This window comes from Streptomyces sp. NPDC017095, assembly GCF_044332325.1.
GTDB lineage: Bacteria > Actinomycetota > Actinomycetes > Streptomycetales > Streptomycetaceae > Streptomyces.
Genome location: NZ_JBIROU010000002.1, coordinates 288945 through 312789 on the forward strand (window position 1 = coordinate 288945; position 23845 = coordinate 312789).

Here is a 23845-nt window from a genome sequence, read left to right on the forward strand (position 1 = left end):
CGTCGGGCAGCGGCCCGCGGCGGGCGATCTCCCGCACAGTAATTCGACCGGAGATCCGCACCCGGCCCGTCCGGACTCACCGTGGAATTACCCGGATTCGTTTCCGTGTCCACACATCCCGCGCACAGGTATTGGAAATTGATGACACAGAGGCGATGTATGCCCCAATTAGTCGGGAAGAATCGGGACATCAAGGGTCAACCGGTGACCCGTCTGTGCGCATCGTCACCTCAACGGGAGTGACTCGCCCGGCAAATGAACGGGTATCCGAGCGCGATAACCAGGAATGACTGCGGAGGTTTTACGGAATCCCGCAGACGACGCTAGGGTGCCTGAGATGTTTGACGCCGCCCCGTCCCCCGGCCCGAACCGCAGCCCGCTCCCCCCGGCACAGCCGCCGGCGGACGCGGTGCCCGCCCCGCGCGACCCGTCGGGCGCGCCCGAGCGGCCGGGCCCGGACAGACCCGCCCGGCAGCGCGACGCGTTCTTCGACAACGCCAAGTACCTGGCCATCGTGCTCGTCGCGATGGGCCATTCGTGGGAGCCGCTGAAGGGGGACAGCCGGATCCTGGAAGCCGCGTACACCGTCGTGTACAGCTTCCACATGCCGGCGTTCATCATCATCTCCGGCTTTTTCTCGCGCGGTTTCGATATGCGCCCGGACCGGCTGAAGCGGCTGGTCACCGGAGTGCTCGTACCGTATGTGGTGTTCGAGACGGCGTACCCGCTGTTCAAGAACCTCGTCACCGGCTCGCACGAGGACATCAGCCTCCTCGACCCCTGGTACCTGACCTGGTTCCTGGTCGCGCTGTTCGTCTGGCGGCTGACCACGCCCCTGTGGAAGCTGGTGCGCCGGCCGCTGCCGCTGGCCCTCGCCGTCGCCATGCTGGCGACCGTCAGCCCGAACATCGGCGACGACCTCGACCTCCAGCGCGTCCTGCAGTTCCTGCCGTACTTCGTGCTCGGCCTGTGCATGAAGCCCGAGCACTTCCGGCTGGTGCGCCGCCGCTGGGTGCGGATCGCCTCGGCCCCGGTGTTCGCGGCGGCGCTGGCGGTCGGCTGGTGGGCGGTGCCGCGCATGAACACCGCGTGGTTCTACCACCGCGACTCGGCGCAGGAACTGGGCGCGCCCTGGTGGTGCGGCCCGGTGATGACGCTCGCGCTGATGGCCTGCTCGCTGCTGCTGACGGCCTGCTTCTTCGCGTGGGTGCCGGGCCGCACGACGTGGTTCACGGCGCTCGGCGCGGGCACGCTCTACGGCTATCTGCTGCACGGCTTCCTGGTGAAGCTGGGCGACTACCGCGGCTGGTTCGAGCAGCCCTGGCTGCACCGGCCGCTCGGCGAGATCCTGGTGACCGTGCTCGCCGCGGCGGCCGTCACGGTGCTGTGCACCGCGCCGGTGCGGCGCGTCTTCCGGTTCGCGATGGAGCCGCGGATGGACTGGGCGTTCCGGCGGGACCCGGCCGAACAGGCCCGCGAGCGGCACCGCCGACGGGAGACGGCCGACGCGTAGGGCCTCTCGTGCGGACCCGGCCGCCGGCCCCCCGGCCGGTCACGGTCGCAGGCCGAGCAGGGCGCGCATCCGGGTGTACTTGCCGGTCAGCCGTTCCCTGACCGGTCCGGGAAGGAGCGCGAGCCGTCGCGGGTCGGCGTTGTGCGCGAGGTCGGCCTCCTTCACCAGCAGCGCGCCCGGGGTGGCGAGGATCCGGCCGGCGTACGCCTCCGGCGTTTCCCCGGGCTGCTTGGTGAGGGCGCGCACGATGGCCTTGGTCCGTCCGGTCAGAGGGGCCGTGGCGAGCCACCGCGCGCTGAGCGCGGCGTCCTCCACGGAGTCGTGCAGCCAGGCCGCCGCGATCTGTTCCGGGTCGCCGCCGCGGGCGCGGACGCCTGCGGCGACGGCCGCGAGGTGCTCGGCGTAGGGCCGGCCGGCCTTGTCGGTCTGGCCGTCGTGGGCGGCGCGTGCGAGGGCCTCGACCTCGGCGAGGGTGAGCGGGGTCATGCCGCCAGTGTCCCCCGGCGGTCGCACGCTCAGCGGGCGGCCGCTTGCTCGCGGCAGATCAGCAGCAGCGCCCGGTCGTCGTTGACGTCCTTGGCGACCGCCTCGATGAGGTGCCAGGCGGCGCCGTGGAAACCGCCGGCCACATAGCGGTCGGCCTCGCCGGTGAGCCGGTCGATGCCCTCCACGATGTCCCGCTCGGAGGTCTCCACCAGACCGTCCGTGAACAGCATCAACACGTCACCGGGGCGCAGCGAGCCCTTCACCGGGTCGAACTGGGCGCCGTCGTACACACCCAGCAGCGGGCCCTCGGCCGCCTTCTCCTCCCAGCGTCCGCTGCCCGCGCTCAGCTGGAGCCCCGGCGGATGGCCCGCGGAGTACAGCTCGTAGTCCCCGGAGTCCAGGTCGAGGACCAGGTGGATGGAGGTGGCGAAGCCCTCCTCCCAGTCCTGGCGGAGCAGATAGCCGTTGGCGGCCGGGAGGAAGGCGTGCGGGGGCAGCGAGCCGAGGAGGCCGCCGAAGGCGCCGGACAGCAGCAGGGCGCGCGAGCCCGCGTCCATGCCCTTGCCGGACACGTCCGTGAGCACGACCTCCAGCGTCCGGCCTCCGTTGGTCCGGGCGGCGACGACGAAGTCACCGGAGAAGGACTGGCCGCCCGCCGGCCGCAGCGCCATCTCGTGGTGCCAGCCCCTGGGCAGCTTCGGCAGCTTGCTCTGCACCCGGATGCGCTCGCGCAGGTCGAACAGCATGGTGCCGCCGCGCCGCCAGGGCACGCCGACCCGGCTGCGGAACTGCGCGGTCAGCAGCCCGAAGAAGCCGCACGCGGCGACCACCAGGACCACGCCGGGAGTGACCCGGGACGGGCCCTCGGTGTACGGGCCGAGCCGTACCGACTCCACGATCAGCGCGGTGGCCGCCGCCGCGTACAGACCGAGCAGGCTCGCCGGGCGCAGCAGCAGTCCGCCGGCGACGATCGGCAGCACCAGGGTGGCCGGTGAGCACCACACCGGTTCCAGGAGGGTCATGGCCGCGAGGACCGGAATGGTCAGCAGCAGTCCGGCGAAGGCGATCCAGTCGGAGCCGTCGCCGCGGAAGTAGTCCACGGCGCTTTTGCGCAGCCCGACGCGGGCCCGGTGCCATCGCATCTTCCACCGGGCCGTGAACGTCTCGGCCTTCGCGCGCCGCTGTCGTCCTGCTGCCATCAGTTCGGGACCCTATCCAGCGGACCGGCCGCTTGGCACGGGAGGTCCCACTTGTCCCCCGTGCGGGATTCCGCTTCGCCCCGCGCACGCCCGGTTCCGGGCGGCCCGGCGCGCAGGAAATCACTGGCTCGTCCCGCAGGGCCCTGATAGGCATGGCGTATGGGGACTGTGCACGGAACCGAGTTGAAGGTACTGCGCGAGGACGAGTGGGACCGGTGGTACGACACCCTGTACCGCGGGTTCGGCGCGCGGCGGGCCTGCGCCGAGGAGCGCGAACGGGACCGGGCGGTCACCGAGTTCGACCGCTCGCTCGCCGCCTGGGACGCGGCGGAGATCGTCGGCACGGCGGGCGCCTTCAGCTTCCGGATGACCGTGCCGGGCGGGAGCGCGGTCCCGGCGGCCGGGGTGACGATGGTGAGCGTGGCGGCCACCCACCGGCGGCGCGGGGTGCTGACCTCGATGATGCGCCGGCAACTGGACGACGTCCGCGCGCTGGGCGAGCCGCTGGCGGTGCTGACCGCGTCCGAGCCCGCCATCTACGGCCGGTTCGGGTACGGCGCCGCGGCCTTCCGGCTCCGCGTCGAGGTCGACACCAGCCGGGTGACGCTGGCGCTGCCGGCCGGCACCGAGGAGGTCCGGCTGCGGTACGCCGAGCCGGCCGACGTCCTGGACGCCTGCGAGGCGGTGTACGCGGCCCTGGTCCCGCGCCGGCCCGGCATGCTGGCCCGGCAGCCGGGCTGGGAGCGGGTCCCTCTGACCGACCCGGAGCGCGACCGGGACGGGGCGACGCCGTTGCAGTGCGTGGTCGCCGAACGGGACGGCGAGATCACCGGCTACGCCCGCTTCCGCACCAGGACCGGCTGGAGCGAGCGGGGCGCCGACGGCACGGTGCGGCTCGCGGACCTGGCCGGTCTCGACCCGGTGACCGAGGCCGCGCTGTGGCGCTTCCTGTGCGGCATCGACCTGATGACGACCCTGTCGGTGCCGTCGCTGCCGGTGGACGCCGCGCTGCCGCACCTCGTCTCCGACATCCGCCGCTGCGGACCGCGGCTGGGCGACGACGCCTACGTCCGGCTCGTGGACGTCGGCGCGGCGCTCGCGGCCCGCACCTACCAGGCGCCGGTGGACGTGGTGTTCGAGGTCGAGGACGCCTTCTGCCCCTGGAACGCGGGGCGCTGGCGGCTGACCGGCGACGCGAAGGGCGCGTCCTGCGAGCGTACGGCCGACGCGGCGGAACTCGCCCTGTCCGTACGGGAGCTGGGCTCGGCCTATCTGGGCGGGGTGTCGCTGCTGTCGCTGGCGTCGGCGGGGCGGGTGCGGGAACTGCGGCCGGGCGCGCTGACGGAGGCGTCGGTGGCGTTCGGCTCACCGCTGGCCCCGTGGCTGCCGCACGGCTTCTAGGCGCTCTTCCCGCAACCGCGTTAGGGCGCCCAAGGGTTGCTGTGACCCTGACAGCCGCGCAGGTCCTGGCCGCTCTTCCCGTAACCGCCGCACGGCTTCCAGGGGTTGCCGCTCCGCTGGCTGCCGCGCGGCTTGCGGGGGGTGTTCAGGTGCGCTGGCAGGTCGGGCACCAGAAGAGGTTGCGGGCGGCGAGGCCGGCGGTGCGGATGCCGTCGCCGCAGATGTGGCAGGGCAGGTTCGCGCGGCGGTAGACGTACACCTCGCCGCCGTGGTCGTCCACGCGGGGCGGGCGGCCCATGGCCTGGGGGGTGTGCTCGGGGCGGACGGTGTCGATCCGGTTGTTCCGCACGCCTTCGCGCATCAGGGCGACGAGGTCGCTCCAGAGGGCGTCCCACTCGGCCGGGGTGAGGTCACGGCCCGCGCGGTACGGGTCGATGCCGTGCCGGAAGAGGACTTCGGCGCGGTAGACGTTGCCGACGCCGGCGACGATCTTCTGGTCCATGAGCAGCGCGGCGATCGTCGTACGGCTGCGGGAGATCCTGCGGTACGCCGCGGCCGGGTCGGCGTCCGCGCGCAGCGGGTCGGGGCCGAGGCGGTCGTGGATCGCCTGTTTCTCGGCGTCCGTGAGCAGCGCGCAGGTGGTGGGGCCGCGCAGGTCGGCGTAGGCGGTGTCGCCGGCGAGCCGGAGCCGGACGGTGTCGGCGGGCGGGGGCGGCGGTGCGGGGCCGAAGCCCACCTTGCCGAAGAGGCCGAGGTGGATGTGGACCCAGTCGGCGTCGCGGAAGCCCAGGAAGAGGTGCTTGCCGTGGGCGTCGGTCGCGGTCGGCGCGGTGCGGTCCAGGAGGGCGGCGGCGTCGGAGAACTTGCCCTGGGGACTGGTGACGCGTACGGGTCTGCCGAGGAAGCGCTCGGCGTAGTCCCGGGCGAGCCGGTGGATGGTGTGCCCTTCCGGCACGGCTGAGGTGTCCTTTCCCTGCCTGGCGCGCGCCCGCGCACCCGTCCGGCGGACGCGACGGAGGCCGGGGGCGCGGACCCTCGGCCTCCGGGGGTCGCGGTTAGGGTCTTTCGTTTGGATCAAGCCGGATCAGGGAGCGGGGCCTGGTGCCGTGCATCGCAAGGCGGAGGAGGGCGCCATGGCGGAGCCATGGCAACCGACGACAACGCCGCGAGGTGCGGTGCCAGGGCCCGCGAGCCCGGCCTGATCCAAACGAGAGGCCCTAGTCCTGCGGGTGGTGGGCCGGGATGGGCGGGAGGTCGCCGGTCGTCTCGTACACCGACAGCATGTCGATGCGGCGGACGTGCCGCTCCTCACCGGAGAACGGGGTGTTCAGGAAGATCTCGACGAACTTGGTCGCCTCCTGCGTGCTGTGCATCCGCGCGCCCACGGCGATCACGTTGGCGTCGTTGTGCTGCCGCCCGAGCGCCGCCGTCTCCTCGCTCCAGGCCAGTGCCGCGCGCACGCCCTTGACCTTGTTCGCGGCGATCTGCTCGCCGTTGCCGGAGCCGCCGATCACGATGCCGAGGGAGTCCGGGTCGGCGGCCGTCCGCTCCGCGGCGCGCAGGCAGAACGGCGGGTAGTCGTCCTGGGCGTCGTAGAGGTGCGGCCCGCAGTCGACGGGCTCGTGGCCGGCGGCCTTCAGCCACTCGGCGAGGTGGTTCTTCAGTTCGTAGCCCGCATGGTCCGAGCCGAGATACACGCGCATGCCACGAGTGTGACACGCCCGTTCCGGGGCAGCAGCCTCAGGGTCTCGGCGGTCGGCCGGGTTCGGAAACTGTGAGTGACGCCATAGATCCCCAAGGGAACCGCAAGTAACGATCCGGAATCAGAGGTTTCCCAAACTCTTCGCCTCGGATTCACTGGACCGACTCGTACACCGCTCGTACGGGCAGCTCCACCTGGCGCAAAGGAAATCCGTCCATGACCCCTGGTTCGGGCCTCCAAGCAGGACTCAAAAACCGCCACCTGACGATGATCGCGATCGGTGGTGTCATCGGGGCCGGCCTCTTCGTCGGTTCCAGTTCCGGTATCGCCACCGCGGGACCCGGCATCCTCTTGTCCTATGCCCTCGTCGGCACGCTCGTCGTCCTCGTGATGCGCATGCTCGGCGAGATGTCCGCCGCCAATCCGACCTCCGGCTCCTTCTCCGCGCACGCCGACCGCGCGCTCGGCCGCTGGGCCGGTTTCTCCATCGGATGGCTCTACTGGTTCTTCTGGGTCGTCGTGCTCGCCGTCGAGGCGACCGCCGGCGCGAAGATCCTCGAAGGCTGGGTCCCGGCCGTCCCGCAATGGGGCTGGGCACTGATCGTGATGACCGTGCTCACCGCGACCAACCTGGTCTCCGTCGGCTCCTACGGCGAATTCGAATTCTGGTTCGCCGGCATCAAGGTCGTGGCGATCGGCGCGTTCGTCGTGATCGGTCTGCTGGCCGTGTTCGGCGTGCTGCCGGGCGTGCACGCCGACAAGGCGTCCTTCGGGAACCTCACCTCGCACGGCGGTTTCCTGCCGCACGGTCCGGGCGCGATCCTCACCGGCGTACTGCTGGTCGTCTTCTCCTTCATGGGCAGCGAGATCGCCACCCTGGCGGCCGGCGAGTCCGAGGACCCGCAGCGCGCGGTCACCAAGTCCACCAACAGCATCATCTGGCGGATCGGCGTCTTCTACCTCGGTTCGATCCTGGTCGTGGTCTCGCTGCTGCCCTGGGATGACGCGGCCATCGCCAAGGACGGCTCCTACGTCGCGGCGCTGAACTCGCTCGGCATCGCCCACGCCGGCCAGATCATGAACGTGATCGTGCTGACCTCGGTGCTGTCCTGTCTGAACTCCGGCCTCTACACGGCCTCCCGGATGGCCTTCTCGCTCGGCGAGCGCGGTGACGCGCCGAAGGCGTTCGCGCGGGTCAACAGCCGGGGCGTGCCGCTGGCCGCGATCCTCGCCTCGGTCGTGTTCGGCTTCGTCGCGGTCTTCTTCAACTACCTGTCCCCGGACAAGATCTTCCTGTTCCTCGTGAACTCGTCCGGCGCGGTGGCCCTGTTCGTGTGGCTGGTCATCTGCTTCTCGCAGCTGCGGATGCGGAAGATCATCCAGCGCGAGGCGCCGGAGAAGCTGGTCGTGAAGATGTGGCTGTACCCGTACCTGACCTGGGCGACGGCCGCGCTGATCGTGGCCGTGCTGGTCTACATGCTCTTCGACACCGAGCACGACGGCCGCCAGACGGTGCTGCTGTCGCTGCTGGTGGCGGCGATCGTGCTGGTGATCGCCGTGGTCAGGCAGCGGATCGCGGCGGGCCGCCCGGCCCCGGCGGCCGAGACGCCGGCCGACAAGGTGTCCGTCGGCTGATCCGGCACCCCTGATACGGCGACGGCCGCATGAACCGACGGAGTACGTCGGCTCATGCGGCCGTGCCGCGTTCGGGACCGGAGCCTCAGCGCTTGTCCGCGATCTTCCAGGCCGTCGGCAGCAGACCCATCGCCAGGGCGGCCTTGAGGGCGTCGCCGATCAGGAACGGGGTGAGGCCCGCCGCGATCGCCTGGGACGCGGACAGGTGGGCCGCCAGGGCCAGGTAGGGCACGCCGACGGCGTAGATGACGGCCTCGCCCAGGAGCATGGTGCCGGCCATGCGCAGCGCGGAGCGGTCCGCGCCGCGGCGGGCCAGGGTGCCGACGAGGGCGGAGGCCAGGAGCATGCCGAGGACGTAGCCGAAGGAGACCAGGCCGGTGCCGGACTTGCCGTCCGCGAACCAGGGCACGCCCGCGAGGCCGGCGACGGCGTACAGGGCGAGGGAGAGCAGGCCGCGGCGGGCGCCGAGGGCGGTGCCGACGAGCAGCGCGGCGAAGGTCTGGCCGGTCACCGGCACCGGGGAGCCGGGCACGGGCACCGAGAGCTGGGCCGCGAGGCCGGTGAGCGCGGCACCGCCGAGGACGAGGGCGGCGTCGCGGACGCGGGTGGCCGGGAGCAGGTCGGCGAGGACTGCGCCGGGTCGGGCGGTGGCGGTGGCGGTGCTCATGGGGACTCCGCGGGATGGTGTGGACACGTCGGGACACCGTGACGCTATACCGGGGCACTCGTGCCGATCACCGTCAGCGCCCGACAAAGGGCTGAACGATCGCTTGGTGGGCTCCGGACAAAGGGCGCCGGTTACACCGGTGCGGGCGTGACGCTGATCACGAGGGAAGGGACGTTTCGCTCACGCCGGGGCGGCGCACCGGGACTGTGGGGTCCCGCCAAACCGACCCCGCCCGGCCCCCGGCGGACACGGCCCCCGGAGACGCCTGCCGGAGCGTGACCTGAGGGTGGCGTTCCGTAAAAGTTATGTCCGGATAATGGGAAACCCCTTCGCCTGAGCGGACGGGCCGCCCACACTGACGGGGTTTTTACCCGCCCCTTGCCCTGGGAGAGCCGCGCCCATGCCCAGCAGCACACCCACCAAGACATCGCCGCAGCAGCGACCGGACGGCTCCCTCTCCCACGGTCTCAAACAACGCCATCTGTCGATGATCGCCCTCGGCGGGGTGATCGGCGCGGGCCTCTTCGTCGGCTCCGGCGCGGGCATCGCCGCGGCCGGCCCGTCCATCGTGGTCGCCTACGCCCTCTCCGGGCTGCTGGTGATGCTCGTGATGCGGATGCTCGGCGAGATGTCGGCCGCCTACCCGTCGTCGGGCTCCTTCTCCGCGCACGCCGAGCGGGCGATCGGACCGTGGGCGGGCTTCACCGCGGGCTGGTCGTTCTGGGTGCTGCTGTGTACGGCGGTCGGCCTGGAGGGCATCGGCGCCGCGAAGATCGTCCAGGGCTGGCTGCCCGGCACCCCGCAGTGGATGTGGGTGGCCCTGTTCATGCTGGTGTTCTGCGGGACGAACCTGGCCGCGGTGAAGAACTTCGGCGAGTTCGAGTTCTGGTTCGCCACGCTGAAGGTCGGCGCGATCAGCCTGTTCCTGATCCTCGGCGTGCTGGCCATCGCGGGCGTGCTGCCCGGCACGGACGCGCCCGGCACCTCGAACCTCACCGACTTCCTGCCGAACGGCGGCAACGGCCTGGTGATCGGCCTGCTCGCCTCGGTCTTCGCCTACGGCGGCCTGGAGACGGTCACCATCGCGGCGGCCGAGTCGGAGGACCCGGTGCGCGGGGTCGCCTCCGCCGTGCGCACGGCGATGTGGCGGATCGCCGTCTTCTACATCGGCTCGATGGCGGTCGCCGTCACCCTGGTCCCGTGGGACTCCAAGGAGGTCATGGAGAAGGGCCCGTACATCGCCACGCTGAACCGGCTCGACATCCCCGGCGCGGGCGAGCTGATGAATGTGGTCGTCCTGGTCGCCCTGCTCTCCGCCATGAACGCCAACATCTACGGCGCCTCGCGCATCGGCTACTCGCTGGTCGAGCGCGGCCAGGGCCCGCGGGCGCTGGCGCGGCTGTCCGGCGGGGTGCCGCGGATCGCGGTGATGGTCTCCTGCGTCCTCGGCTTCGTCTGCGTGCTGCTCAGCTACTGGCGGCCGGACGACATCTTCAAGTGGCTGCTGAACATGATCGGCGCGGTGATCCTGGTCGTCTGGATCTTCATCGCGGTCTCCCAGCTGATGCTGCGCCGCCGTATCGAGCGCGAGGCGCCCGAGAAGCTGGTCGTGCGCATGTGGGCCTTCCCGTGGCTGACCTGGGTGGCGCTGGCCGGCATGGTCGCGATCTTCGCCCTGATGGCCCGCGAGCCGGACACCCGGGTGCAGCTCTACTCCACCGGCGCCATGACCCTGTGCCTGGCGGCGGTCGGGTACGGCTGGCAGCGGCTGCGCGCCCGGAGCTGACCCCGGCGCCGCGCGCGACGGCCCGGCGCGTACGGCACGAAGGCCCCCACGGAACGACACGTGGGGGCCTTTCTGTTGCTCGGGCGCACTTATTGCTAGCGTGTACTTGCAAGCGACTTGCAATAAGGTTCCGGAGGGGATCACCCATGCCCGTCTACACGCTGCCCGAGCTGCCCTACGACTACTCCGCGCTCGCCCCCGTGATCAGCCCGGAGATCATCGAGCTGCACCACGACAAGCACCACGCGGCCTATGTGAAGGGCGCCAACGACACCCTGGAGCAGCTCGCCGAGGCGCGGGAGAAGGAGACCTGGGGTTCGGTCAACGGCCTGGAGAAGAACCTGGCCTTCCACCTCTCCGGGCACATCCTGCACTCGATCTACTGGCAGAACATGACCGGTCCGAAGGAGGGCGGCGGCGAGCCGCTGGCCGCCGACGGCGTGGGCGGGCTGGCCGAGGCGATCAAGGAGTCCTTCGGCTCCTTCGCCGGTTTCAAGGCCCAGCTGTCCAAGGCGGCGGCCACCACCCAGGGGTCGGGCTGGGGCGTGCTGGCGTACGAGCCGCTGAGCGGCCGGCTGATCGTGGAGCAGGTCTACGACCACCAGGGCAACGTCGGCCAGGGCGCCGTGCCGATCCTGGTCTTCGACGCCTGGGAGCACGCCTTCTACCTGCAGTACCGCAACCAGAAGGTGGACTTCATCGAGGCCATGTGGCAGGTCGTGAACTGGCAGGACGTCGCCCGCCGCCTCGACGCCGCCCGCTCCCGCGCGGACGTGCTGCTGCTCGCGCCCTGACGCACCCCACGCGTCCTGCCTCGTGATCGTCTTCTCACCCTTCACGGCGGCAGGCGGATAAGAGGAGGACCCCCGTGAGGACGTGACTCACGGGGGTCCTTCGCGCCGGGACGGCGCGGCCGTCACAGGTTGCTGAAGTCGGGGCCCTTGGTGCGGGTGCGCTTGATCTCGTAGAAGCCCGGCACCGAGGCCACCGCGACGGTGCCGTCCCACAGCCGGGCGGCCTCCTCGCCCTTCGGGGCCGGGGTGACGACGGGGCCGAAGAACGCGATCTGCTCGCCGTCGGGACCGGGCAGGGCGATGACCGGCGTGCCGACCTCCTGGCCGACCTTCTCGATGCCCTCCTTGTGGGAGGCGCGCAGCTCGGCGTCGAACTCGAAGTCCTCCTGTCCGGCGTAGTCGATCAGGCCGGCGGGCAGGCCGACGTCGGCGAGCGCGCCCGCGATGGCCTCCAGGGTCGCGCCCTCGCCGTTGTTGTGGATGCGGGTGCCGAGCGCGGTGTAGAGCGGGCCGACGACGTCGTCGCCGTGCTTGCGCCAGGCCGCGGTGACCACGCGGACCGGCGGCCACGCCTTGGTGGTCAGCAGCTCGCGGTACTCGGCGGGCAGCTCGTCCAGCTTGTCCTCGTTGAGGACGGCGAGGCTCATGACGTGCCAGCGGACCTCGATGTCGCGGACCTTCTCGACCTCCAGGACCCAGCGGGAGGTCATCCAGGCCCACGGGCACAGCGGATCGAACCAGAAGTCGACGGGGGTCTTGCCGGACGGGGCGGCGGTCTCGGACATGGCGCTCCTCAGCGAAACAGGCGTTTGCCACGTCAACGAGGGCGTCGCCACCCGCATTCCCGCTGTCCGCCGTCAGGAGCACATGGCAGGATCGGTCCTGTTCCGCGACCATCCACGCGATCACAAGGGAGTGCCGTCCGTGCCCGGTGAGAATCTGTCCCGCGACGAGGCCCGGGAGCGGGCCGCCCTGCTGTCCGTCGACGGGTACGACGTGTTCCTGGACCTGCGGTCCGCCGTCGGCGACACGGACGGCGAGCCGCGCACGTTCCGTTCGGTGACCACCCTGCGCTTCCGCTGCAACGAGCCGGGCGCGTCCGGCTTCGCCGATCTGATCGCACCGCGCGTCACCTCCGTCTCGCTGAACGGGCGGGACCTGGACCCGGGCGAGGTCTTCGACGGCTCCCGGATCACGCTGGAGGACCTGGCCGCGGAGAACGAGCTGGTGGTGGACGCCCAGTGCGCCTACTCGCGCACCGGCGAGGGCATGCACCGCTTCGTCGACCCGGAGGACGGCGAGGTCTACCTGTACACGCAGTACGAACCGGCCGACGCCCGCCGGGTGTTCGCCAACTTCGAGCAGCCGGACCTGAAGGCGCCGTACCGGTTCGAGGTGCGGGCCCCGGAGGGCTGGACGGTGTGGAGCAACGGCGCCGGCGAACTCCTGGACGGCGTGTGGCGGTTCGCCGAGACGAAGCCGATCTCGACGTACATCACCTGTGTGGTGGCGGGCCCCTACCACTATGTGACGGACTCCTACCGCCGCACCTTCGAGGACGGCACCGAGCTGGAGATCCCGCTCGGCGCGATGTGCCGGCGGGCGCTGGCCCCCTACTTCGACGCCGACGACGTCTTCCTGGTCACCAAGCAGGGCCTGGACTTCTTCCACGACCACTTCGACCACCCGTACCCGTTCGGGAAGTACGACCAGGCGTTCGTGCCGGAGTACAACCTGGGCGCGATGGAGAACCCCGGCCTGGTGACCTTCCGGGAGGAGTACGTCTTCCGCGGCAAGGTGACGCAGGCGTCGTACGAGGCGCGGGCCAACGTCATCCTGCACGAGATGGCGCACATGTGGTTCGGCGACCTGGTCACCATGGAGTGGTGGGACGACCTGTGGCTGAAGGAGTCCTTCGCGGACTTCATGGGCACCTTCGCCAACGTCGGCGCGACCCGCTTCAAGGACGCCTGGATCACCTTCGCCAACCGCCGCAAGGCGTGGGCCTACCGCGCGGACCAGTTGCCCTCCACGCACCCGATCACGGCGGACATCCGCGATCTGCAGGACGCCAAGCTGAACTTCGACGGCATCACCTACGCCAAGGGCGCCTCGGTGCTCAAGCAACTGGTGGCGTACGTCGGCGAGGACGCGTTCCTGGAGGGTGCCCGGCGGTACTTCAAGCGCCACGCGTACGGCAACACGCGCCTGGGCGACCTGCTGTCGGTGCTGGGCGAGACGAGCGGCCGGGACATGACCGGCTGGGCGCGGTCGTGGCTGCAGACGGCGGGCGTCAACGCGCTGACCCCGCAGGTGCTGCTGGACACCACGGGCGGCCGGATCGCCGAGCTGGCCGTCCTCCAGGAGGCCCCGGAGTCGCACCCGGAGCTGCGCCCGCACCGGATCGCGGTGGGCCTGTACCGCCGTACGCCCGACGGCGCGCTGGAGCGGTACGCGCGCGTGGAGACGGACGTGCGCGAGCCGCGTACGGTCGTGGCGGAGCTGGCGGGCGCCGAGGCGCCGGCGCTGGTGCTGGTCAACGACGACGACCTCACCTACTGCAAGACCCGGTTCGACACGGCCTCGCTGGAGACGCTGCGGTCGGACCTGGGCGCGCTGTCCGACCCGCTGGCGCGCGCGCTGTGCTGGTCGGCGCTGTGGAACATGACCCGGGACGGGCTGCTGCCGGCGCGGGACTTCATCGCGCTGGTGCTGCGGTTCGCGGGCCGCGAGTCGGACATCGGCGTGCTCCAGATGCTGCACTCCTGGGCCAACTCGGCGCTGGACCACTACGCGGCGCCCGGCTGGCGGGAGACCGGCGGGCGGGCGCTGGCGGACGGCGCGCTGCGGGAGCTGCGGGCGGCGGCGCCGGGCAGTGAGCAGCAGCTGGCCTGGGCGCGGTTCCTCGCGGCCGTGGCCGCCGCCGAGCCGGACCTGAAGCTGCTGCGGGAGCTGCTGGACGGCACCACCGAGGTCGAGGGCCTGGAGGTGGACCAGGAGCTGCGCTGGGTGTTCCTGGAGCCGCTGGCGGCGCACGGGGCGGCGGACGAGTCGGTGCTGGCGGCGGAACTGGCCCGGGACGACACCGCGTCCGGCAAGCGGCACCAGGTGCGCTGCCTGGCCGCGCGGCCGTCGGCGGCGGTCAAGGCGCAGGCGTGGGCGCAGGTGGTGGAGTCCGACGCGCTGTCGAACGCGCTGGTGGAGGCGGTGATCGCGGGCTTCGCCCAGCCGTCGCAGCGGGAACTGACCGCGCCGTACGCCAAGCTGTACTTCGCCGCGATCGAGCGGGTGTGGCGGGAGCGGTCGATCCAGATCGGCATGGACGTGGTCCGCGGGCTGTTCCCGGCGCTCCAGGACCGGCCGGAGACCCTGGACGCGACCGACGCGTGGCTCGCGGCGCACGAGGACGCGGCGCCCGCGCTGCGCCGGCTGGTGCTGGAGGCGCGGGACGACCTGGCGCGGGCACTGCGCGCGCAGGCGTGCGACGCGGCGGCCGCCGGCCACTGACCCCGGCCCGGAACCGCCCGCCGGCGATCGTTACGAAATCCGGGCGAAGTCACCCGTAACCCCTGGTCCGCACCCGAGCGGACCAGGGGTTTCCCGTCTGCTGTCGGCACCCGAACACCTGACCTTTAGTGCCGTCTTGTCCGGATTCCTCGACGGATGTGTCACAGCGGTTACAGGCGGGTCCCGGTGCGGGAATCCCGACACCATGACGCACAACACCCCGCTGTCCCCGCGCCCGCTCCGCCACCTCGCCGACGCCCACCGCCGGGTCCTGACCACCGCCCAGCTGCGCGCCCACGGCGTGCCGGCGGCCGAGCAGACCGCGCGGTGCGGCCCGGACGGCCCCTGGCGGGAGCTGCTGCCCCACGTGGTCCTGCTGCACCCGGGCCCGCCCACCGGCGAGGAGCGGCTGCACGGGGCCCTGCTGTACGCGGCCCGCGCGGCGGAGCCGGGCGGTGTGCCGGCCCAGCCGACGGCCGCCGGCACGCCCCGCACGCCGTACCCGGAGGCGGTGCTCACCGGTCTGGCGGCGCTCGCCCTGCACGGCTTCTCGACCGCCCCCGCGCTGTCCGGCCTGGACCATGTGGACGTGCTGGTCCCCCGGACACGCCGGCTGCGCTGCGCGGGCTATGTCCGCGTCCGGCGCACCGGCGACCTGCCCGAGCCGCGGCTGGTGACGGGGCTGCCGGTGGCGCCGGTGCCCCGGGCGCTGGCGGACGCGGTGGCGGAGCACACGGACGCCGAGACGGTACGGCGGCTGCTGGCCGAGGCGGTGCGCGGCGGCCATTGCGAACCGGCCGCCGTGGTCCGGGAGCTGACGCGGGCGCGGCTGCTGCACCGCCCGCACGTGGTGGACGCCGTGGAGGCGCTGCTCGCCGAGGGCCGGTCGCTCGCCGAGGACCGCCTGTACCGGATGGTCCGCGAGCACGGTCTGCCCGACCCGGTCTGGAACGTCGGCCTGAGGCTGCCCGGCGGCCCGCACCTGGGCGGCCTGGACGCCTACTGGCCGGACCAGGCGGTGGCGGTCGAGCTGGACACCGGGGCGGCCCGGCCGGACGACGGCGCCCCGTGGTCGCGGTACGCGGCCCGGCGCGAGCACCTGGAGCGGCTCGGCATCACGGTCGTGCACGTCGATCCGAGGAAGCTGCGGGACTGTCCGGAGCAGCAGGCGGCGGTGGTGCGGACGGCGCTGATGGCCGCCGGGGACCGCGAGCCGGCCGCGCACGTCGTGGTGCTGCCCCGGTGACGCCGGCCGCGCGACTTCTCCTGGACCGGCCGGGTGAGGGCTCACCGCAATGGACCGGCACGGCGGGCGGGGCGACGCCGGCCACGGTAGAGGAGAGGCATGAAACAGTCCCGTATAGCCGTCGGCGCCTGCTCCCTGCTCCTCGCGTCCGCCTGCGCGTTCGCCGGTCCCGCGACGGCGGAGGTGGCCTCCCGGGCCGTGGCCGGCGGCTACGTGGCCCTCGGCGACTCCTACTCCTCCGGTGTCGGCGCCGGCGACTACCTGGCGTCGGGCAAGGAGTGCAAGCGCAGCAGCCGGGCCTATCCCGCGCTGTGGGCCGAGGCGCACGCGCCGCGCTCCTTCACCTTCGCCGCCTGCAACGGCGCGGGCGCCGAGGACGTGCTGACCGATCAGCTCGGCCACCTCAGCCCGCGCACCGGCCTGGTCACGCTCACCGCCGGGGGCAGCGACACGGGTTTCGCGGGCGTCCTGGCGACCTGCGCGCTCGGCGGCCAGAGCCGCTGCGACGGCGCCGTGTCCCGGTCCCGGACCACGATGGACACCGCGCTCACGGACCGCCTGGACCGGCTCTACACGGCCATCCGGGACCGGGCGCCCGCCGCCCGGGTGGTGGTGCTGGGCTATCCGCACCTGTACCACCTGGCGGGCGCCTGCCGGCTGGGCCTGCCGGACGGCGAACGCGGCGCGGTCAACGACGCCGTGGACCACCTCAACGCTGTGATCGCCGCACGCGCCGCCGCCCACGGCTTCACCTTCGCCGACGTCACGGTCGCCTTCGCCGGCCACGAGATCTGCTCGGCCACGCCCTGGATGCACAGCATCGAGGTGTTCGCGCTGACCGAGTCCTACCACCCGACTGCGCCGGGGCAGTCGCTCGGCTACCTGCCGGTCCTCACCCGCGTGTCCGGGTGGCGGTAGGAGCACCGCGCGCGGAGGCGGTCAGCAGAACTCCTTCTCGACCACGGCCCCCGTGTCCCCGGTCCAGTCGGCGTTGAAGTTGACCGCCAGGGAGTGCCGGCCGCCGGCCGTCGCCGCCACCTCGGAGGCGGAGCCGTGGATGCCCCCGTCGTGGCCCCAGACATGCGTGCCGCAGGCCAGCCGGGTGTCCGTCAGACCGAGGCCGTAGCGGATGCCGGGCGTGTCGGTGGCCACCGTGGTCCTCATCTCCGTGAGCTGCCGCGCCGGCAGCAGCCCGCCGCCGAGCAGGGCGCCGTAGAAGCGGGTCAGGTCGGCGGAGTCGGAGATCATCTCGCCTGCGGAGGACGCCATGGACGGATTGAGGTCCGTCACGTCGTACACCGCCCGGCCGGGGACCTTGAACGTCGAGTACGCCCGGCCGCTCGGCTCGGGCAGGGTGGTCCGGGTGCCGGGCACGGAGGTGGCCCGCAGCCGCAGCGGCGCGATGATCCGGCGGTCGACCGCGGTGGCGTACGGGCGGCCCGTGACCTTCTCGATCACCATGCCGGCGAGGACGTAGTTGGTGTTGGAGTACCGCCAGGAGGTGCCCGGCGCGAAGTCCGGCTCGTGCCGCATCGCGTAGTCCAGAAGCTCCCGCGGGGCGAGGGTGCGGTAGCGGTGCGCGAAGAAGCCTTCCGGGGTGAAGTAGGCGCGGGCGAAATCGGGGTCGGCGAGGTAGTCGTGGATGCCGCTGGTGTGGTTCAGCAACTGCCGGACGGTGACCTCGCGGCCGTCGTGGCCGTGGCCGCGGACCACGCCCGGCAGCCACCGTTCCACCGTGTCGTCCAGGGAGAGCCGGCCCTCCGCTTCGAGCTGGAGCAGGACGGTGGCGACGAAGGTCTTGGTGATGCTGGCGACGCGGTAGCGGTCGGCCGTCGAACGCGGTTCGCCGGTGCGGGTGTCGCCCGTGCCGGCGGCCGTGGACCAGGTGCCGTGGGCGTCCCGCGCGGTGGCGGTCGCGCCGGGCACGCCCGCGGCGACGGCGGCCGCGACCGCCTCCCGGGTGGCGGTGTGACCGTGGGGCGCGGAGCCGGCCGCGGCGGCCGGAGCGGCGAGGGCCGCCGTCAGGAGCAGGGCGGTGATGCCCGGGCAAGCGGTGCGTGCGCGCATGTCTGTCCCCAGCCTGTGGGTGGGTGGTGCGGTCGGCGGAAGGGACCCGGGGCGGGGCGCGGAGGTTGCCCGGGGGCACGGCGGTGGGGCGGGTTTCAGCCCTTCTTCAGCACCAGCTCGGTGTTCCGGTCGCGCGCGCCGCCCGCGAGGGTCTTGCCGGCGCCGGGCGCGTTGCAGGCCAGCTCGCGGTAGAGGGCGGCCAGGCCGGTCTGGGAGAGGTCGGTGTAGTCGGTGCGGTGCGGGGCGGCGGCCTCGACCAGGGTGGTGAACAGGGAGAGCGTGCCGTCCTTGTTGTCGGTCAGCTCGATGATCCGGGCGAGCTGGGGGTGGTCGACGTGCGAGGCGGTGGAGATCTCCCAGAAGGAGCGCCCGGCGGCGGCCCGGTGCGCGGTGACGACGTTCTTGTGGATGTGCCCGTTCACCCAGGCCAGCACGTTGGCGTGGGCGGACAGCACGGAGAGCACCTCGGCGCCGCCGTGCCGCCGCTCGCCGGGGCGGGCCGGGTCGGGCCGGGTGTTGGTCATCGTCTTGCTGGTGTGGTGGCTGAAGACGACGACGTAGGAGTCCTTGTGGGCCTTCAGCGTCCGGTCGAGCCACTTCAGCTGGGCGGTGCCGAGGGAGCCGTCGTAGTGGCCGCCCGGGTCGGTGGTGTCCAGGCTGATGCCGAGGACGTCGTCGGAGATCCGGAAGGCGTAGTACTGGGTGTCCGCGTCCAGGTTGGCCGGGGTGTAGCCGTGCCCGGCCGGGCCGTGGCCCTGGTGGGCGGGGTCCAGGTGGGCCCTGAGGTAGTCGGCGCGGGTGTAGGGGGCGCGCCGGTCGTCCGGGGTGACCGGACGGGCGGAGCGGGCGTGGGCCGTGAGGAAGTCGCGGTAGCCGGCGCCCTTGGGGTCCTCGGCGTGCTTGAGGGAGTCCTGGAGCCGGCGGGCGTCGGCGGCGGGGACGCTCATCAGCTTGCGGCCGCCGACGGCGGCCTCGGCGAGGCGGCGGTCGCCGTGCGAGCCGTAGCAGCCGAGCGGGAGGGCGTCGTGGTTGCCGACGGTGGAGTACCAGGGCAGGCGCAGGCCGGGGCTCGTCACCTCGCGGATCGCGGCGGCGAGGAAGTCCTCCAGGTGCGGGAAGCCGAGCGCCTTGTCGTGGTCGCGGGCGGTGGAGCCGGGCTGCCAGTACAGCTTCAGACCGCTGTTCTGCACGCCCTCGTAGTGCCTCGGGTCGCCGGTGTTCGGGGTGATCCGGCCGCCGCTCATCACCCGCAGGAACCAGTCCAGTTCGCAGCGGGCGTTGTTGTCGGTGTTGTCGCCGGTGGTCATCACGAAGCGCAGCGGGGCGCCGGTGACGGGGGCGCCGCGCAGGGCGTTGACCCGTTCCACGAGGGACACGGCGCCGGGCACGGTGAGCGCCTCGTGCGGACGCCAGGCGTGCGTGTCGACGGCGCGCAGGTACTCCAGGCGCAGCGGGTGCTGGACGTCCATCAGGTGCAGGTCGGTGAACTGCACGAAGGCGGCCAGGGCGGTACGGCGGTGCTCCCGGCCCGCCTTGGGCGCGGCCAGCTCGGCGCGCACCACCCGGGGCCAGCCGGGCCCGTCGCCCAGGCGGCGGTAGCCGGAGCCGTTGAGCGGGGTGGCGACCGAGGCGAGGGTGGTGCCCTTGGTGTAGGGGGCGGCGGGGGCCGCCGGGGCGGCGTTCCGGGCGGCGGCGGGCGTCCCGGCGGGGGCGCCCGCACCGGCGGGTGCGGCGGCGGTGGCGGCCTGGCTGTCGGCGGGGCGCAGGGCGAAACCGGCGCCCGCGGAGAGCGCGGCCGCGCCGGCGGCGGCGAGGACGGAACGGCGGTGGGGCCCCGCGGCGGGGGCGGCGGCAGAGCGTGTGCGCGGCATGGCGCGATCTCCCCGGGTGCGTACGCGTCGACGGTGGTCGCGGGCCGTCACGGACGCGAACGCCCCGCTCACCGTGGATCGTTGGCAGCGGGAATGGCCTGTGCGTGAACGCGGCCGCAACGCGTGACACCGATCACCGGACGTGGATCACGGGGTACCGGGTGTGGTCACACAGTGGCACGCGGCCGGTCCGCGGGCGGTCACGCGTCGTTCATCCGCCGGGGCAGGGCGGGCCCGGGAACCGTCCGCGCGGCGGGCGTCCGGCCACGGCCGCCGCGCGGCACCGCGGCGCGACACCGACGAGCGGCGCCGGACCCGGACCCGACGGCCGTGGACTCGCCGGACCCGGACCCGGACCCGCCGGACCCGGACATCGGTAACCGGTCACCGGTCGCCGGTCACCGCGGGGAGAACCGGGCACAAACCGGGCCATCGGCACCCGATCCGCCCGCATGCCATCGCGGGTTTTCCCCATACGTTCATCTCGATTCGGTCAACGAACCCCAAACCGCGGTCCCTTCGGCCAGGCTGAGCGCTCCCGTCCGCTCGTTCTCGCTACCTGAGGGATGCCGATGACCCACACCCCCGAGCGTGATTCCATACCCGGCCACAGACGCCTGGCCCGGATAGCCGTGGCCGTGGGCGTGACGGCCGCCCTCTGCGCGGCCGGCCCGGTCCCCCTGGCCCTCGCCGCGGACGCTCACCCGACGCTCGACGCACGGCAGAGCCCCCCGGCCGACGCCGGTCCCGGCGCCAAGTCCGCCCACGCCAAGCTGGGCGCGGACGACGCCGACACGCTCGCCGAGGCCAAGGCCGACGGCGCGAAGAACGTCACGATGATGATCGCCACGGCGCCGGGCCGGACCGAGCAGGTGGCCGCTGAGCTGGACGCGGTCGAGGGCGGTTCCGTCGGCCACAGCGACGACGGGGTCGGCTACGTCCGCGCCACCGTGCCCACCGGCAGGGCGGACGCGGCCATCGCGGCCGCGGCGAAGCTGTCCTCCGTGCACGCCATCGACCTGCGGCGGGAGATACCCCTCGACGACCCGGTGCCGGACGCCGGCGCCGCCGCCGGGTCCGCCACGGCGGCCAGGACCTATCCGGCACCGGGCCGGAACACCCCGGCGGAGAACCCGTACAACCCCTCCTTCGAGACCGGCGCCGTCGACTTCGTCGCCGGGCATCCGAAGGCGGACGGCCGCGGCGTCACCATCGGCATCCTCGACTCCGGCGTCGACCTCGGCCACCCGGCGCTGCAGAAGACCACCACGGGCGAGCGGAAGATCACCGACTGGGTCACCGCGACCGACCCGATCCTGGACGGCGACGGCACCTGGCGCCGGATGACGAACCCGGTCAGCGGTCCGTCGTTCGGCTACGGCGGCGCGACCTGGAAGGCGCCCGCGGGCGACTACCAGATCAGCCTGTTCCGGGAGTCCGCGACGGCCGGCGGCGACGCCAAGGGCGACGCCAACCGCGACGGCGACACCACCGACGCCTGGGGCGTGCTGTACGACCCGGCCGCCGGCACCGTCCGCGTCGACCTGGACAACGACTTCGACTTCACCGACGACACGCCGATGAAGCCGTACCGGGAGGACCATCAGATCGGCTGGTTCGGCACCGACGACCCGAAGACCGACGTCGCCGAGCGGCAGCCGTTCGTCGTCCAGATCCGCAAGGACGTGCCCACCGACCCCTACGGCGGCGACTGGGTCGGCAAGAAGGCCGACTTCGTCAACATCGGGGTCATCGAGTCCGAGCACGGCACCCACGTCGCCGGCATCACCGCCGCCCACGGCCTGTTCGGCGGCCGGATGAACGGCGCGGCCCCCGGCGCGAAGATCGTCTCCTCGCGGGCCTGCACCTGGACCGGCGGCTGCACCAACGTCGCGCTCACCGAGGGCATGATCGACCTGGTCGCCCACCGCGGTGTCGACATCGTCAACATGTCGATCGGCGGCCTGCCCGCGCTGAACGACGGCAACAACGCGCGCGCCGAGCTGTACACCCGGCTCATCGACACCTACGGCGTCCAGCTGGTGATCTCCGCGGGCAACTCGGGACCCGGCGCCAACACCATCGGCGACCCCGGTCTCGCGGACAAGGTGATCTCGGTCGGCGCGGCCATCTCCCAGGCGACCTGGGCGGCGAACTACGGCTCGGCGGTGGAGAAGAAGTACGCCATGATGCCGTTCTCCTCGCGCGGCCCGCGTGAGGACGGCGGCTTCGCCCCGACCCTGAGCGCGCCCGGCGCCGCCGTCAACACCACCCAGACCTGGCTGCCCGGCTCCCCGGTCGCCGAGGCGGGCTACGCGCTGCCGGCCGGGTACTCGATGCTCCAGGGCACCTCGATGGCCTCGCCGCAGGCCGCCGGCGCCTCCGCGCTGCTGCTGTCGGCCGCGAAGCAGAAGGGCATCGACCTGCCGCCCGCCACCCTGCGCACGGCCCTGACCTCGACCGCCGACCACATCAAGGGCGCGCAGGCGTACGAGGAGGGCGCGGGCCTGATCAACGTCGTGGACGCCTGGGAGTCCGTCAGGGACGGCGCCACGGCCCACGAGTACACGGTCAAGGCCCCGGTCGACACCGCGCTCGACGACGCCCTGAAGACCCCGGGCTTCGGCACCGGCCTGTACGACCGCGAGGGCGGCCTGAAGGCGGGGCAGCGCAAGACCTACGCCCTCACGCTCACCCGCACCTCCGGCCCGGACCAGGCCGTCCGGCACGAGCTGCACTTCGAGAACAACGCCGGCCACACCTTCCGGATCGTGGGCGACGACGTGGTGCGGCTCCCGCTGAACCGGCCGGTCACCGTCCAGGTCCAGGCGGCCCCGTCCTCCGCGGGCCTCAAGAGCGCGATCCTGGAGGTCGACGACCCGCGGACGGAGGGCGTCGACAAGCAGGTCCTGACCACCGTCGTGGTCGCCGACCCGGTGACGTACACCTACGCGGCGTCCGGTTCGGTGCAGCGCAACAGCACCCGGTCGTACTTCCTGACCGTGCCCCAGGGCGCCACGTCGCTGGAGGTCGCGCTCGGCGGACTGCGGGACGGCAGCCAGACCCGGTTCATCGCCGTCCACCCCTACGGCGTCCCGTCCGACAACACCTCGACGCCGTACTGCTACAGCAACTACCTGGACGGCAACGGCTGCAAGCCCGGCGTGCGCTCCTACGCCGCCCCGCAGGCCGGCGTCTGGGAGGTCGAGGTCGAGTCCCGGCGCACCTCCCCGCTGCTCGACAACCCCTACCGGCTGGACGTCTCCGTCCTCGGCGCGGCCTTCGACCCGGAGACCGTCACCGTGCCCGAGGCCCGCGTGGGCACGCCGGTCACCGCCTCCTGGAAGGTGACCAACGCCTACGCGCCGCTGGACGGCAAGCTGACCGGCGGTCCGCTCGGCTCCGCGCAGTCGGCCCGCCCGGCCGTCAAGGAGGGCCAGAAGCAGACCACCACGGTGGCCGTCCCGGCCGGCGCGACCTCGCTCGACGTCGCCATCGGAGGGGTCTCGGACGCGGCGGCCGACCTGGACCTGGCGGTGTACGACGCGTCAGGCAAGGAGGTCGGCAAGTCCGCCGACGGCGACTCGGAGGAGGCGGTCTCCGTGCCGTCCCCGGCCGCCGGCACCTACACCGTCGAGGTCGTGGGCTACTCCGTCCCGTCCGGCTCGACCGACTACGACTACCGGGACGTGTTCTTCTCCACCGCGCTCGGCTCCGTCACGGTCGACGGCTCGGCCCCGGTCACGCTGGGCACGGGCGCCTCGGCGACGGTGAGCGGCCAGGTCACGGCCGCCGCGCAGGCACCGGCCGGCCGCGAGTTCTTCGGCCGGGTGCAGCTGGTGAACGCGCGCGGCACGGTCGCCGGCACCGGCAGCGTGAGGATCGGCAAGGTCACGCCGTAACGGCGGTGACGCGCGCAAGCGCACCGGGGAGAGGGGCGGGGGTCCGGACGGACGCCCGCCCCTCTTCTG

At 72.7% G+C, this 23845-nt stretch carries 17 protein-coding genes; 9 read left to right on the forward strand and 8 right to left on the reverse strand.

The features are described 5' to 3' along the window. The first annotated feature begins 337 nt into the window (after nt 1-337). A complete protein-coding gene (locus ACH4OA_RS04270; protein WP_397967547.1) occupies nt 338-1513 on the forward strand; it encodes an acyltransferase family protein in 1176 nt (391 codons plus the stop codon). A gap of 39 nt (nt 1514-1552) precedes the next feature. Here ACH4OA_RS04270 and ACH4OA_RS04275 read toward each other — a convergent pair whose 3' ends face one another. Continuing rightward, a complete protein-coding gene (locus ACH4OA_RS04275) occupies nt 1553-1999 on the reverse strand; it encodes an HD domain-containing protein (RefSeq protein WP_397939888.1) in 447 nt (148 codons plus the stop codon). Nucleotides 2000-2028: 29 nt separating this feature from the next. Continuing rightward, nucleotides 2029-3198: a PP2C family protein-serine/threonine phosphatase gene (locus ACH4OA_RS04280; RefSeq protein ID WP_365873162.1), complete on the reverse strand. Its 1170-nt coding sequence runs from the start codon at nt 3196-3198 to the stop codon at nt 2029-2031. Nucleotides 3199-3357: 159 nt separating this feature from the next. Between ACH4OA_RS04280 and ACH4OA_RS04285 the strand changes: the two genes are divergently transcribed. Then, on the forward strand, nt 3358-4599 hold the full coding sequence (locus ACH4OA_RS04285) for a GNAT family N-acetyltransferase (protein ID WP_397939884.1): 1242 nt from the start codon (nt 3358-3360) through the stop codon (nt 4597-4599). Between the two features lie 145 nt (nt 4600-4744). Here the strand turns inward: ACH4OA_RS04285 and ACH4OA_RS04290 are convergent, their stop codons facing one another. Both ACH4OA_RS04290 and ACH4OA_RS04295 read right to left on the reverse strand, forming a co-directional pair. After that, nucleotides 4745-5554, reverse strand: coding sequence for an Fpg/Nei family DNA glycosylase (locus tag ACH4OA_RS04290; RefSeq protein WP_397967548.1), 810 nt, complete (start codon nt 5552-5554; stop codon nt 4745-4747). A 262-nt stretch (nt 5555-5816) separates the two neighbouring features. After that, entirely contained in the window at nt 5817-6302 is a 486-nt protein-coding gene (locus tag ACH4OA_RS04295) for a ribose-5-phosphate isomerase (protein WP_397939882.1), read from the reverse strand. A 215-nt stretch (nt 6303-6517) separates the two neighbouring features. On the opposite strand from ACH4OA_RS04295, the gene ACH4OA_RS04300 reads away from it, so the two are divergent. Next, nucleotides 6518-7936: an amino acid permease gene (locus tag ACH4OA_RS04300; RefSeq protein WP_365873170.1), complete on the forward strand. Its 1419-nt coding sequence runs from the start codon at nt 6518-6520 to the stop codon at nt 7934-7936. 85 nt (nt 7937-8021) lie between these two features. On the opposite strand, the gene ACH4OA_RS04305 is transcribed toward ACH4OA_RS04300, so the two are convergent. Further along, entirely contained in the window at nt 8022-8603 is a 582-nt protein-coding gene (locus ACH4OA_RS04305) for a biotin transporter BioY (protein WP_397939881.1), read from the reverse strand. Nucleotides 8604-9003: 400 nt separating this feature from the next. Between ACH4OA_RS04305 and ACH4OA_RS04310 the strand changes: the two genes are divergently transcribed. Both ACH4OA_RS04310 and ACH4OA_RS04315 read left to right on the forward strand, forming a co-directional pair. After that, a complete protein-coding gene (locus ACH4OA_RS04310) occupies nt 9004-10389 on the forward strand; it encodes an amino acid permease (RefSeq protein WP_397947702.1) in 1386 nt (461 codons plus the stop codon). Between the two features lie 146 nt (nt 10390-10535). After that, nucleotides 10536-11183, forward strand: coding sequence for a superoxide dismutase (locus ACH4OA_RS04315; RefSeq protein WP_365873176.1), 648 nt, complete (start codon nt 10536-10538; stop codon nt 11181-11183). Nucleotides 11184-11305: 122 nt separating this feature from the next. On the opposite strand, the gene ACH4OA_RS04320 is transcribed toward ACH4OA_RS04315, so the two are convergent. Then, a complete protein-coding gene (locus ACH4OA_RS04320) occupies nt 11306-11968 on the reverse strand; it encodes a DsbA family protein (protein ID WP_397947704.1) in 663 nt (220 codons plus the stop codon). Between the two features lie 139 nt (nt 11969-12107). Here ACH4OA_RS04320 and pepN point away from each other — a divergent pair, with 139 nt between their 5' ends. The 3 genes from pepN to ACH4OA_RS04335 all read left to right on the forward strand — a co-directional run bounded on the left by pepN (nt 12108) and on the right by ACH4OA_RS04335 (nt 16854). Next, on the forward strand, nt 12108-14690 hold the full coding sequence (gene pepN / locus ACH4OA_RS04325; protein ID WP_397939876.1) for an aminopeptidase N: 2583 nt from the start codon (nt 12108-12110) through the stop codon (nt 14688-14690). A 205-nt stretch (nt 14691-14895) separates the two neighbouring features. Beyond that, entirely contained in the window at nt 14896-15936 is a 1041-nt protein-coding gene (locus tag ACH4OA_RS04330; protein WP_397967549.1) for a hypothetical protein, read from the forward strand. Nucleotides 15937-16035: 99 nt separating this feature from the next. Continuing rightward, nucleotides 16036-16854, forward strand: a complete 819-nt coding sequence (locus ACH4OA_RS04335) for an SGNH/GDSL hydrolase family protein (protein WP_397967550.1) — start codon at nt 16036-16038, stop codon at nt 16852-16854. A gap of 21 nt (nt 16855-16875) precedes the next feature. On the opposite strand, the gene ACH4OA_RS04340 is transcribed toward ACH4OA_RS04335, so the two are convergent. After that, on the reverse strand, nt 16876-18003 hold the full coding sequence (locus tag ACH4OA_RS04340; RefSeq protein WP_397967552.1) for a serine hydrolase domain-containing protein: 1128 nt from the start codon (nt 18001-18003) through the stop codon (nt 16876-16878). Between the two features lie 95 nt (nt 18004-18098). After that, nucleotides 18099-19874: a TIGR03767 family metallophosphoesterase gene (locus ACH4OA_RS04345; protein ID WP_397967554.1), complete on the reverse strand. Its 1776-nt coding sequence runs from the start codon at nt 19872-19874 to the stop codon at nt 18099-18101. Nucleotides 19875-20446: 572 nt separating this feature from the next. Here ACH4OA_RS04345 and ACH4OA_RS04350 point away from each other — a divergent pair. Continuing rightward, nucleotides 20447-23776 carry a S8 family serine peptidase gene (locus ACH4OA_RS04350; RefSeq protein WP_397939867.1) on the forward strand — a complete coding sequence of 1110 codons (3330 nt, stop codon included), beginning with the start codon at nt 20447-20449 and terminating at the stop codon, nt 23774-23776. The last annotated feature ends 69 nt before the right edge of the window (nt 23777-23845 follow it).